We start from the raw sequence: 11,955 nt of genomic DNA, 5'->3' as shown, positions 1-11,955 counted from the left end.
AGTTTATGCACCGACTACCTGGGTCGTTCCTGCAGGCTCCACTCGCGCTAACTGGGTCGTTCCTGCAGGCTCCACTCCCGTACGACGCGCGAGTAACCACGTGCACTCGTTACCGTGCACGGGTGACTCCCCCAGAGAAACAGACACTGGCCATGACAGTGCTGATGACACCCGACATGGCCAACTTCTCCGGCAATGTCCACGGCGGCACGATTCTGAAGTTCCTGGACCAGGTGGCGTACGCCTGCGCCAGTCGCTACGCCGGGGCCTATGTCGTCACTCTGTCGGTCGATCGCGTCGTGTTTCGCGAACCCATCCACGTCGGAGAACTGGTCACGTTCTCGGCGTCGGTCAATTACACCGGCCGTACCTCCATGGAGGTCGGGATCCGAGTGGAAACCGAGAACATCCAGTGCGGTGAATTACGCCACACCAACAGCTGCTACTTCACCATGGTCGCGATCGGCGACGACGGCAAGCCGAAGACCCTGCCCCAGTTGACGCCGACCACCGAGGTCGGTGCTCAGCGTTTCGAGGCAGCGCGGCGACGGCGCGAACTGCGCCGCGAGACCGAGGAACGTGAGGCCGAAATCCAGGAGGCAGCCGGTCGTATCTGACGGCTCACCGGGAGTCAGCCGAAGAACGCGGCTGCGTCGTCGTATCGGGTCTGCGGTACCCGCTTGAGTTGCTTGGTGGCCTCGGCCAGAGACACCAGGCCGATCTCGGTGCCGCGCAACGAGACCATCTTGCCGAAGTCTCCCGAATGGGCCGCATCGGTGGCGTTGACGCCGAATCGTGTTGCGAGAACGCGGTCGTACGGGGTCGGCGTCCCACCGCGCTGGACGTGGCCGAGCACCGTGGTGCGTACTTCCTTGTTGATGCGACGCTCTATCTCCACGCCGAGCTGGTGGGCAACCCCGGTGAAACGAACGTGGCCGAACTCGTCGATACCGCCGTCGAGAAGCTTCATCGAGCCCTCCATCGGCTTGGCACCCTCGGCGACGACACAGATGAAGTGCGAGTCTCCACGCTGAAAACGCTTGCGCACCAACGTGCACACTTCTTCGACATCGAACGGCTGCTCGGGGATCAGTGTCATGTGCGAACCGGACGCCAGGCCTGCGTGCAGAGCGATCCACCCCGCGTGCCGACCCATCACCTCGACCAGCATCACGCGCTGATGGGATTCTGCGGTGCTGTGCAGACGGTCGATCGCATCGGTGGCGATCGTCAGCGCCGTGTCGAAGCCGAATGTGACGTCGGTGCAGTCGATGTCGTTGTCGATCGTCTTGGGCACACCGACAACGGGCACACCCTCCTCCGACAGCCACGCAGCAGCGGTGAGGGTCCCTTCACCACCGATCGGGATCAACACGTCGATGCCGTTGTCCTCGAGAGTCTGCTTGACCCGATCGAGTCCGGCGCGCAACACATCCGGATTGGTGCGCGCGGTGCCGAGCATCGTGCCGCCCTTGGTGAGCAACCGGTCGTTGCGGTCGTCGTTGCGCAGTTGCACCCGACGGTCTTCGAGAAGCCCGCGCCATCCGTCCTGGAAACCGACGACCGTGGAGCCGTACCGCGCGTCCGCGGTGCGTACGACTGCGCGAATCACCGCATTGAGCCCTGGGCAATCGCCGCCTCCGGTCAGAACTCCGATGCGCATCGATTTTCGCCTCTCTGCTCGCAGGTCCGTGAAGCGGACCCGGTGACGGACGTCAGCCTAATCGGGCGTGGGATGCTGCGCGCGTCGGTACCGTTCGGTCCTCACTTCGGTGTGACGACGCCGGTCTCGTAGGCCAGTACGACCGCCTGGGCGCGGTCGCGCAGTCCGAGCTTCGCGAGAACCTTGCCGACGTGCGTTTTCACGGTCTGCTCGGCCAGGAACAGTGAACCCGCTATCTCCGAGTTGGACATACCGGTCGCGATCAGTTCGAGAACCTCGCGTTCCCGCGGAGTCAGATCGCTCAGACGCGGAGACGTGTGGCGCCGCGCTCCCCGACGGGAGGTGACGTCGGCGATGAGCCGTCTCGTCACCGACGGTGCCAGCAACGCGTCGCCTGCGGCGACGACCCGAACACCTCTGATCAACTCCTCGGCCGGCGCATCCTTGAGGAGAAATCCACTCGCTCCGAGAGCCAGAGCCTCGTAGACGTAATCGTCGATGTCGAACGTCGTCAGCATCAGAATGCGCACCGGCGACGGAAGTGACGCAGAGAGAATCGCCCGAGCAGCATCGAGACCGTTCATCTCGGGCATCCGGACGTCCATCAGCACCACGTCGGGCAACAGCCGGGCGACCTCGCTGACCGCGGTCCTGCCGTTGTCGGCGTCTCCGACCACCGAGATATCGGCCTGAGCACCGAGAAGTGCACCGAACCCCTGCCGCACCATTGCTTGGTCGTCGGCGATGAACACCGTTGTAGCCACGCGCAACAGCCTAGGCGAGTTCGTTCCGGACAACCGATGCCGCCGAGATCGGCATGCCGTTCGGAACGTGTACCGCGACCTCGAATCCGCCGTCGGGAAGAGGAGTGGCATGCAGCCAGCCGTGCGCCGCGCGTGCACGATCGCGCATACCCGATATCCCGTGCCCACCGGTATCGGGTCGAGTGGCGCGTTCGACACCGGCGCTCGGTGGAGGCGCATTGACCACGGTCATGACGACGGTGCTCGGCCCCACGGTGATGTCGACGCTCACCGCTGCCTCGGGGGCGTGCCGAGCGGCATTGGACAGCGACTCCTGCAGAATTCGGTACAGAGCCAAACCTGTTGTGTCGGCTACCGATTCGACCTGCCCAGTGATAGCCCACCGCACGTCCATACCGGCCTTGCGGCTCGCGTGCAAGGTACGTTCGAGATCGAGTGCGTTCGGTGCCGGCGCGTCCTGCCACTGCTGTCCGTCGCTGCGCAGCACACCCAGCATTCCCCGGATCTCGTTGAGCGCCTCCCGTGCGGTGGCCGCGATCGACTCGAATTCCACTGCTGCAGAGACGGACACGTCATCGAGTCGGTACGGCGCACTCTGCGCCTGCACCACGACCATCGACATGTGGTGCGCAACGACGTCGTGCAGATCGCGGGCGATCTTGGCTTTCTCCTCGAGTACGGTGCGTCGGGTGCGCTCGAGCTCACTGACTTCCTCTTGCTGCGCGAGCTGCCTACGGGAGAGAACGAGCCAGCGGATCAACAGTCCGAACACCACGACCGCAGTCAGACCCACCGCCCAGCCGACGCCGTCCGAGCCCGGCATGTAGGCGAAGAACACCAGCATGCTGGCCAACCAGGCCACGAGCAGTACCGACACCGGCGAGCGCAGAGCGACGGCGAACAACAACGCCAGAAGGACGAGTATGTGCACTACCTGCCACGGGTAGTCGTAGCCGGGAACGCGGTCGAACGCTACCGGGATCACCAGAGCGAACAGCGCCGAGACGGCCCATCCCAGTGCGGGATTGACGCGGATCAACGCGAACGGAAACGCGGCCAGTGCGCCGACGATGGGCAGTAGCGGACCCGAGACCTCGTGTGTGACCGGCAAAGTCGGCCACGCAATCGAATACAGCATTGCCGTGACCGCCACGATCAGCACGTCGATCGAGCGGAATCCACCGATTCGAGTCGGCACTCGACGCCGCACCGCTGTGAGCTCGCCTTTTGCTGATCTGTTCTTGCGCACGCACCGAGCCTAGGGAGTGCGGGCCGACGAGGTCGTCATACCTGGGTATCAGTTCCGTGCAGTATCCAGGTATCGGTAGGACCCTCCGAACGTCCGAGGCAGGCACAGCAGAACGAGACTTCGGCGCGATGTTCGATGAGTCCCCGGCTCCCTAGCGTCGAAAGCCATGAACAGGAACACTTCTCGCGCCGTGATGGGCGCGGTCGCAGCGATGGTGGCGGTGATGGCGACAACCGGCGCAGCATCGACACCACCGGCCGCCGACACGACTTCACCTGTCGCGGTCTCGGTACACGCACTGGTCACCGAGTCCGCGGACGCCGCCGCCCTGACCATCCCCGACGACTTCGGGTCCGTGATGGGGTACCGCCCGCGGGTGCAGGACGACATGGCGGAGAACCCTCGCGGTGACTGCTCGTCACCGGTCCCGCTGCCGTCCGAGTTCGATTCCGCATGCAAGGCCCACGATCTGGGCTACGACCTGATCCGGTACGCCGCTGCGACAGGGACAACAGTGGACCCGCAGTGGCGCAGATCGATCGATGCCCAGCTGGAAGAGCGCATGCACGCCGCCTGCACGGACCGGACCGACGACGGGCCTCGCCAGATCTGCAATGCTGCCGCATCGGTGGCTGCCACGGCCGTCGACGTCAATTCCTGGCGACAGTCCTTCGGCGCACCTGTGTCCGAGCCCGCGCTGCCGTTCGCGGCGGTCGGCGCGGGCATCGCTCTGATTGCGCTGTCGGTCATCGCAACCGACCGATATGCGCGCCGACGCCGGCTGTCCACCGAACCGGTGTCCCGGCCGATCGAACCCGCATGATCGCGCCGGTCGTCGGAGTCACCGGAATTGCCGATACGGCTACCCCGTCCACCCCGCCTGCGACGAGTGTCCTACTCCCCCGAATCGGCACCTCGGTGGCACTCACCGTTGCGGTGATGGTGTCGTCGGCTCCCTCCTTGCTCCCCCGTCCGGCCGTCACCCAGGCCTTGCTCACCGGCGTGCTGATGGCGAGTGCGCTCGCGGTCGCATGGTCGGCCCGTCGCGCGTTCGGCTCACCCACGCCCGCTCGACCACGTCTGCAAGCCTGGTCGGCGAGTGCAGGCACACTGATGTCGATCGGTTCGATGACCGCGAATGTCATGTGGCAGAATCGATTACGGGAAGCCATGGATGTCGGGACGGTGAACTGGCGGTACGCAGCGGAGGTCTCGGCAGGGGCAATCTGCGTTGCAGTGGTTCTCTGCGGACTCGGCCGTGCGGCCATCGGGTTCGGCTGCGCACTCGGCGGGGGTCGAACGATGATCCTGATTGCCGTCGCAGGCCTTCTGTCGTATTCCGTTGCCGCGCCCACGGTCGGGTCTGTCATCCGAAACTCGTTCTCGGCCTCGAACTCCGTTGTGGACGAGACGATGCCCGCTCCGAGCTCGAACGCGAGATCAGGAGCTCCGTCCTCGCTCGTCCCGTGGCGCACGCTCGGCAGAGAGGGCAGAAAGTTCGTCTCCGGCGGTCTCGATCCCAGCACCGTGCGGGTCTACGTAGGGCTCGATTCGGCCCCGACACTCGATCGACGGGTCGCGTCGGCCGTCGCCGACATGGATCGAGCCGGTGCATTTCAGCGTAGCGTCGTGATCGTCGCGATACCGACCGGATCGGGGTGGGTGGACGAGAACGCTGTCACCGGTGCCGAAAGCAGATTCGGCGGAGATGTCGCCACCGTGGCGGTGCAGTACTCGAACGCGCCCAGTTGGGCGACATTCCTGTTCGCCGAGGACGACGCGCGCAGTTCCGCGGACGCGGTGGTTCGCGCGGTCGCGGAGCGCGCGGCATCGGAATCGACACCGCCCGACATCATCGTGTACGGCCAGAGTTTGGGCGCGGTGGCGGGCAGCGACGCATATCTCTCTATCGGGCGGAGCAATCCGGGTGTCTGCGGTGCCGTCTGGGCGGGACCGCCCGCCGGAGCCGTGAACACCGAGGGCGCAACGGTACTGGCGAATTCTTCGGACCCGGTGGTTCGATGGTCGGCCGACCTGCTGTGGTCACCACCGAACACGTCCACCACCCGACCCGACGCACCGACGCCGATGTGGCTCCCGATCGTCGGCTTCGTCCAGACGTCCGTCGATCTCGCCGCTGCGCTCGATGTCGGTGCCGGTCACGGCCATCGGTACGGAACCGACCAGGGCACCACGATGCACCGGTGTCGTTGATGGTGGTACTCCGAGACGACACCGTGCGTCAGTCGAGCAGACCCACGCGCCCGCCGAGCCAGTCCATCTCCTGTTCCAGCGCAGGAGCCCAGACCTGCATCGAGTGTCCACCGGGCAGCTCGCTGTAGTGAACGTCGAGGCCCGCAGCCTCTGCTGCCCCGTACGCTCGCTCGGTCTGCGGCCGGAATTCTTCGTCGTCGGCTCCCACGACGAAGGCACCGGCCGAATCGGGAAAGCTGTTGCGCGAGAGAATGTTCAGCGGAGTCGTGCGCTCGAAACGCGCCTCGTTCGCCGGGGTGTCCGTGCCGTATGCCGCTGCAACGGATTCACTTCTCGTGCCCCGACGTTGCTCGTCCTCACCGGAGATGTCGAGAAAGGTGGGGTACACCGACGGTGCCGTCACCGCCAGCTGCAGCGCGCACGTTCCCCCATAGGAATAGCCGCCGACCGCCCAGGCCCTCGGATCCGAGGACACCCGAAAATTGGACCGAATCCACTGCGGCACATCGACCGACAAGTACGTCGCGGCATTTCCGAGATCCGAATCCATGCACATCGGATTCGCCTCGGTGTCCCCCAGTCCGTCGGCCACCACGACGATCGGGGCCGCGCCGCCGTGACGTGCTGCGAAGTCGTCCATCGTCTGGGCCAGACGACCACCCTCGATCCAGTCGACGACATGACCGGGTTGACCGGTGAGCAGCACCAGCACCGGTAGGTCGCTCGCGCCGGCGTCGTACGACGCCGGAACGTAGACGGTCGCGGACCGCGCGGCGAAGTGCGACACCGTGCCCGGCACGTCCACGTCGACCAACCTGCCGGTGCCCTCGGCCTGCACGGCCGGTCGGTGGCCCAGTGCCACGGCCGCCGTCGGGTATCGAGTGACGGTCAGATTGGTGAGCACTGTCGCCGCCACCAGAAGCGAGGCACCGAGACCGAGAGCGCTCAGCGCGCCGAACACCGTTCCCAGTGCTCGGCCCCGCCTGACCCTCAGGACGACAGCAAGGACCAGAACCGCCGCCACGACAGCGGTCGCAGTCAACGCGACCGCGGGCACTGCACCGGACAGCAGGGGCAGATGAGCCAGATCGGCAGCCCACCGATGCAGCACCTCGAACTACCTCAGATCGCCGCGAGCGGCCTCGTATGCGGCACCGACGCGGTAGAGCCGCTCGTCCGCGAACGCCGGAGCCATGATCTGCAGGCCCACGGGAAGTCCGTCCTCGGAGGCGAGACCCGACGGTACCGACATCGCGCAATGACCCGCGAGGTTCGTCGGCAGCGTGCAGAGGTCGTTGAGGTACATCGCCATCGGATCGTCCACCTTGTCCCCCAACGGGAATGCCGTCGTCGGGGTCGTCGGCGACACCAGCACGTCGACCTTCTCGTATGCGGCATCGAAGTCACGGGCGATCAACGTGCGCACCTTGAGGGCCGAGCCGTAGTAGGCGTCGTAGTATCCCGCGGACAGGGCGTACGTCCCGATCATGATGCGACGCTTGACTTCCGGTCCGAACCCCTGCGCGCGCGTGGTGGCCATGACCTGCTCGGCGCTGTGCTTGCCGTCGTCGCCCGCCCGCAATCCGTACCGCATGCCGTCGAACCGAGCCAGGTTGGACGACACCTCCGACGGGAGGATCAGGTAGTAGGCGGCCAATGCGTGCACAAAGTTGGGGCACGACACCTCGACCACCTCGGCACCGAGTTCGGTGAGTGTCGCCACCGCGGCATCGAAGGACGAGATGACACCCGGCTGGTACTTGTCCGAGTGCAGTTCCTTGACGACACCGACGCGCACGCCCGTCAGGTCACCGCGAGCACCCTCACGTGCCGCTGCGACCACCGGTCGAACTGCCGTCTCCACCGACGTGGAGTCCCGCGCGTCGTATCCGGCGATGACCTCGTGCAGCAACGCGGTGTCGAGCACGGTCCGGCCACACGGGCCGCCCTGATCGAGTGACGAGGCACAGGCGATCAGTCCATAGCGCGAGACGCTGCCGTAGGTCGGCTTGGTTCCCACTGTGCCGGTCAGTGCCGCCGGCTGACGGATCGATCCGCCGGTGTCGGTGCCGATGGCCAGCGGGGCCTGGTACGACGCGAGCGCCGCAGCGCTGCCGCCGCCCGAGCCGCCGGGGATGCGGGTGGTGTCCCAGGGGTTCTTGGTCGGTCCGTAGGCCGAGTTCTCGGTGGACGAGCCCATCGCGAACTCGTCCATGTTGGTCTTGCCCAGCACCGGAATGCCCGCTGCGCGCAGCTTGGTGGTCACCGTCGCGTCGTACGGCGACATCCACCCGTCCAGAATCTTGGATCCGGCCGTCGTCGGCATGTCGGTCGTGGTGAACACGTCCTTGAGGGCCAACGGCACGCCGGCCAGAGCCGATGCCGGTGCATGCCCCGCAGTCAATCCCGCATCGACGTCGGTCGCCGCTGCGAGCGCCTCGGCTCCTGCGACATGCAGAAAAGCGTGCAGGTCACCATCGACCTCGGAGATTCGGTCGAGATGCGCCCGAGTCACCTCGACGGCGCTGATCTCACGCGCGTGGATACGGGTGGCGAGCTCGGACGCGTCGAGCTTCGTCAGGTCGGTCATTCGCTCTCTCCCAGAATCTGCGGCACCGCGAAACGGCCCTCCTCGGCGTTCGGTGCACCGGACAGCGATTGCTCCGGCGTCAGGCCGGGAACGATCATGTCGGGACGCGTCACGTTCACGATGTCACTGGGGTTGGCTGTCGGCGGAACGTCGTCCGTCGCCACCTCGGCCACTGCCTTGACGTGATGAAGAATCGAGTCCAACTGGCCGGCGAACTCGTCGAGTTCGGCGTCGCTGAGAGCCAAGCGCGACAGCCGGGCGAGGTGAGCGACCTCGTCGCGGGAGATGTCTGGCACCGCGTAGACCCCTTTCAGACAGTAGGAGCGGAGCCTGCAGAAGCGGCCCCGTATTCGTACAGAGCGAACCGCGCTGGTTCGCGAACGCCGTCCAGCCTAGTGCGCAGCATTACGCAGGCTTCACTCACTCCTCGTGGCCGCGTGGAGTGTCGGAATTGTCACGGCCCGCGTTGCGCGACGTACCGGACAGGTCGAAGATGCAAGGATTGCTCGCGCCGGGGTGCATCTTGTTCCCAGGAGTGGAGCCTGCGGAACGACCCCAGAGCGACATTCCACCTGCCAGCAACGACCGATGACGCTGGGGTGGCCGAAGTACATCAGAAGTCGAAAGGGAGCGTGACATGTCCTACCTGCTCCGCGTCCAACTGCCGGACCGGCCGGGCAGCCTCGGATCGTTGGCCGTCGCGCTCGGTTCGGTCGGGGCGGACATCCTCTCCCTCGACGTCATCGAACGCGGTGACGGTTACGCAGTCGACGATCTGGTGGTCGACGTTGCTCCGGGTTCGCTTCCGGACACGCTGATCACCGCTGCCGAGAACCTCACCGATGTCCGGGTCGATTCCATCCGCCCGTACACCGGCGTCCTCGACACGCACCGCGAACTGGAATTGATCGATCGCGTCGCAGCGGCGTCCGACGATCGACTTCAGGTGCTCGTCGACGGAGCTCCCCGCGTCCTTCGAGTGGGGTGGAGCACTGTCGTCGCCACCAACGCGCACGGCCCGTTCCGTCTGGTGGGCAGCTCGGGGGCTCCCGAGACTCACGCCGCGGAGCTACCGTGGTTCCCGCTGCACGCCCCCGCCGCTCTGGATTCCGACGCCGAGTGGGTGCCCCAGGTATGGCGCGACATGGACACCAAGATCGCCGCTGCGCCCCTCGGCAACACCGGCACCGTGCTGATGCTGGGCAGGCCTGGAGGCCCGGAGTTCAGGCCCTCGGAGGTTGCCCGGCTCGGCTATCTCGCCGGCATCGTCGCGACGGTATTGAACTGACGCCACTGAACTGACGCGACCGGCCCGATCAGTCCGCCGAACCGGGTTCTGCGTCGGTCGGAGCCACTGCGTCGGGTCCCTCGGTCAGCAGCAGGGTGAATCCCGCTTCGTCGAGCACCGGCACGCCGAGCTCGATTGCCTTGTCGTGCTTGGACCCTGGAGCTTCGCCGACGACGACGAACGCTGTCTTCTTGGACACCGAACCTGCAGCCTTGCCACCTCGCAGCAGAATCGCTTCCTTGGCCTCGTCGCGTGAATAGGACGTCAGCGACCCGGTGACCACGATCGACAGCCCCTCGAGATTGCGGTCGATCGACGCATCGCGCTCGTCTTCCATTCGCACGCCCGCGGCCCGCCACTTGTCGACGATGGCGCGGTGCCAGTCGACCTCGAACCACTCGGAGACCGCGGCCGCGATGGTGCCGCCCACCCCGTCGACCGCCGAGAGTTCCTCGACGGACGCTGCCCGGATCCGCTCGAGGCTGCCGAACTCCCCCGCCAGTGCGCGGGCTGCGGACGGCCCCACGTGTCGAATCGACAGACTGACCAACACCCGCCACAGCGGCTGGTTCCGTGCGGTGGCCAGGTTGTCGAGCAACTTACGACCGGTGGCAGACAACGCCCCGGACTTGGTGCGAAAGATCGCCGTCTTCATCAGGTCGTCTTCGGTGAGCGAGAACAGATCGCCTTCGTCCTCGATCGCACCGGTGGCCAGGAGGTCGGATGCGGCCTCGTAGCCCAGACCCTCGATATCGAATCGCTGCCGCTCGGCGACGAAGAACACTCGCTCGCGACGTTGCGCCGGGCAGAACTGCGAGTTGGGGCACCGCAGGTCGGCGTCGCCCTCCTTGGCCGGGGCCAGGGGCGTCGAGCACTCCGGGCACTCGGTGGGCATGACGAACTCGGTCTCGTCACCGGTCCTGGCGTCGACGACGGGGCCGAGAACCTCCGGAATGACCTCTCCCGCTTTGCGAATGGTCACGGTGTCGCCGATCAGAACGCCCTTGCGCTTGACCTCCGAGCCGTTGTGCAGCGTCGCGAGCGACACCGTGGAGCCGGCCACGAGTACCGGCGTCATGTACGCGAACGGCGTCACTCGGCCCGTCCGGCCCACGCTGACGCGGATGTCGAGCAGCGTGGTGGTGACTTCCTCGGGTGGGTACTTGTACGCGATGGCCCACCGCGGCGCGCGAGACGTCGTCCCGAGTCGACGATGCAGCGACATGTCGTCGATCTTGACGACCAGGCCGTCGATTTCGTGTTCGACGTCGTGTCGGTGCTGGTCCCAGTAGACGACTTTCTCGATGACGGCGTCGACGCCTCGCACGCGGGTCGTGTGGGTGGAAATGGGCAGACCCCAGGCGCGGAGTGCCTCGTAGGCGTGCCACTGCGACTCGGGTGTGAACCCCACCATGCGGCCGAAGCCGTGGCAGATCATTCCCAGACGACGCTTGGAGGTGACCGCCGGATTCTTCTGTCGCAGCGACCCGGCCGCCGAGTTCCGTGGATTCGCGAACGGGGGCTTGCCCTCGGCCACGAGTGAGGCGTTGAGCGCCTGGAAGTCCTCCAGCCGGAAGAAGACCTCGCCGCGCACTTCCAACAACTCCGGCACGGGGTACTGCTCGGTACCCGTCAGGGTGTCCGGGATGTCCTCGATCGTGCGTGCGTTGAGCGTCACGTCCTCACCGGTACGTCCGTCGCCTCGGGTGGCACCGCGCACGAGCGTGCCGTTCTCGTACACCAGATTCAGTGCAACGCCGTCGATCTTGACCTCGCACAGATACTCCAGATCCGGCCCTGCCTCGGTCTCGACCCGTTTGGCCCAGGCACGAAGCTCGTCGTGATCGAACACGTTGTCCAAGCTCAACATTCGTTCCAGATGGTCGACGGCGGTGAATTCCGTCGCGAAGCCACCCCCGACGAGTTGCGTCGGTGAATCCGCCGTGCGCAGATCCGGGTGCGCCTCTTCCAGATCGTTCAGCTCACGCAGCAGCGCATCGAACTCGCCGTCGGACACGAGCGGCGCATCGCGAACGTAGTAGCGGAACTGATGACCGCGCACTTCCTCGGCCAGCATCTGCCATCGCTCGCGATCGGCCGACGACGCGGCGTCGAGTTCGACATCGACGGTCCCTGCGGTCTCGTCGTTTCCTACGGGCGGTTCGGTCGATTCGGGCACGTGTCGAA

General features: G+C 66.0%; 11 protein-coding genes. 4 read left to right on the top strand and 7 right to left on the bottom strand.

The genetic code is table 11. From position 1 onward, the window contains the following. The first annotated feature begins 152 nt into the window (after positions 1-152). Complete coding sequence (locus CH302_RS05360; RefSeq protein ID WP_170946068.1) at positions 153-617, top strand: acyl-CoA thioesterase; 465 nt, start codon at positions 153-155, stop codon at positions 615-617. Positions 618-631: 14 nt separating this feature from the next. Here CH302_RS05360 and CH302_RS05355 read toward each other — a convergent pair whose 3' ends face one another. The 3 genes from CH302_RS05355 to CH302_RS05345 all read right to left on the bottom strand — a co-directional run bounded on the left by CH302_RS05355 (position 632) and on the right by CH302_RS05345 (position 3,565). Further along, positions 632-1,663: an ATP-dependent 6-phosphofructokinase gene (locus CH302_RS05355; RefSeq protein WP_032397750.1), complete on the bottom strand. Its 1,032-nt coding sequence runs from the start codon at positions 1,661-1,663 to the stop codon at positions 632-634. A 101-nt stretch (positions 1,664-1,764) separates the two neighbouring features. Further along, entirely contained in the window at positions 1,765-2,427 is a 663-nt protein-coding gene (locus CH302_RS05350) for a response regulator (RefSeq protein ID WP_037189750.1), read from the bottom strand. Between the two features lie 10 nt (positions 2,428-2,437). Next, positions 2,438-3,565 carry a sensor histidine kinase gene (locus CH302_RS05345; RefSeq protein WP_082323625.1) on the bottom strand — a complete coding sequence of 376 codons (1,128 nt, stop codon included), beginning with the start codon at positions 3,563-3,565 and terminating at the stop codon, positions 2,438-2,440. A gap of 277 nt (positions 3,566-3,842) precedes the next feature. Between CH302_RS05345 and CH302_RS05340 the strand changes: the two genes are divergently transcribed. Together CH302_RS05340 and CH302_RS05335 are read left to right on the top strand one after the other, a co-directional pair. Further along, entirely contained in the window at positions 3,843-4,499 is a 657-nt protein-coding gene (locus tag CH302_RS05340; protein ID WP_082323595.1) for a hypothetical protein, read from the top strand. Continuing rightward, a complete protein-coding gene (locus CH302_RS05335; RefSeq protein WP_052047529.1) occupies positions 4,496-5,890 on the top strand; it encodes an alpha/beta-hydrolase family protein in 1,395 nt (464 codons plus the stop codon). The genes CH302_RS05340 and CH302_RS05335 overlap by 4 nt, the downstream gene beginning before the upstream one ends. 28 nt (positions 5,891-5,918) lie before the next feature. Here CH302_RS05335 and CH302_RS05330 read toward each other — a convergent pair whose 3' ends face one another. From CH302_RS05330 to gatC, 3 genes are read right to left on the bottom strand one after another with little or no spacing between them, the layout of a single operon-like run. After that, on the bottom strand, positions 5,919-7,001 hold the full coding sequence (locus tag CH302_RS05330) for an alpha/beta hydrolase (RefSeq protein WP_037189753.1): 1,083 nt from the start codon (positions 6,999-7,001) through the stop codon (positions 5,919-5,921). A gap of 6 nt (positions 7,002-7,007) precedes the next feature. After that, a complete protein-coding gene (gene gatA, locus CH302_RS05325; RefSeq protein WP_037189756.1) occupies positions 7,008-8,480 on the bottom strand; it encodes an Asp-tRNA(Asn)/Glu-tRNA(Gln) amidotransferase subunit GatA in 1,473 nt (490 codons plus the stop codon). Continuing rightward, the gene (gene gatC / locus CH302_RS05320) at positions 8,477-8,776 is read right to left on the bottom strand and encodes an Asp-tRNA(Asn)/Glu-tRNA(Gln) amidotransferase subunit GatC (protein ID WP_037189759.1); all 300 of its coding nucleotides are present in this window, start codon (positions 8,774-8,776) and stop codon (positions 8,477-8,479) included. The genes gatA and gatC overlap by 4 nt, the downstream gene beginning before the upstream one ends. A gap of 341 nt (positions 8,777-9,117) precedes the next feature. On the opposite strand from gatC, the gene CH302_RS05315 reads away from it, so the two are divergent. Then, the gene (locus CH302_RS05315) at positions 9,118-9,768 is read left to right on the top strand and encodes an amino acid-binding protein (RefSeq protein ID WP_037189761.1); all 651 of its coding nucleotides are present in this window, start codon (positions 9,118-9,120) and stop codon (positions 9,766-9,768) included. Positions 9,769-9,796: 28 nt separating this feature from the next. Here CH302_RS05315 and ligA read toward each other — a convergent pair whose 3' ends face one another. Next, positions 9,797-11,845: an NAD-dependent DNA ligase LigA gene (ligA, locus tag CH302_RS05310; protein WP_052047585.1), complete on the bottom strand. Its 2,049-nt coding sequence runs from the start codon at positions 11,843-11,845 to the stop codon at positions 9,797-9,799. Positions 11,846-11,955: the final 110 nt, after the last annotated feature.

The sequence above is a fragment of the Rhodococcus sp. 15-2388-1-1a genome (genome assembly GCF_002259145.1).
In the GTDB taxonomy this organism is placed as follows: domain Bacteria; phylum Actinomycetota; class Actinomycetes; order Mycobacteriales; family Mycobacteriaceae; genus Rhodococcoides.
Note: the sequence above shows the minus strand (reverse complement) of the source record. Positions and strands in the feature narration are given on the sequence as shown.

Coding starts and splice junctions, on each gene's coding strand:
- CH302_RS05355 (WP_032397750.1), bottom strand. CDS start 1,663: ATGCGCATCGGAGTTCTGACCGGAGGCGGCGATTGCCCAGGGCTCAAT.
- CH302_RS05315 (WP_037189761.1), top strand. CDS start 9,118: ATGTCCTACCTGCTCCGCGTCCAACTGCCGGACCGGCCGGGCAGCCTC.
- CH302_RS05340 (WP_082323595.1), top strand. CDS start 3,843: ATGAACAGGAACACTTCTCGCGCCGTGATGGGCGCGGTCGCAGCGATG.
- CH302_RS05335 (WP_052047529.1), top strand. CDS start 4,496: ATGATCGCGCCGGTCGTCGGAGTCACCGGAATTGCCGATACGGCTACC.
- ligA (WP_052047585.1), bottom strand. CDS start 11,845: ATGCTGGCCGAGGAAGTGCGCGGTCATCAGTTCCGCTACTACGTTCGC.
- CH302_RS05360 (WP_170946068.1), top strand. CDS start 153: ATGACAGTGCTGATGACACCCGACATGGCCAACTTCTCCGGCAATGTC.
- gatA (WP_037189756.1), bottom strand. CDS start 8,480: ATGACCGACCTGACGAAGCTCGACGCGTCCGAGCTCGCCACCCGTATC.
- CH302_RS05345 (WP_082323625.1), bottom strand. CDS start 3,565: ATGCTGTATTCGATTGCGTGGCCGACTTTGCCGGTCACACACGAGGTC.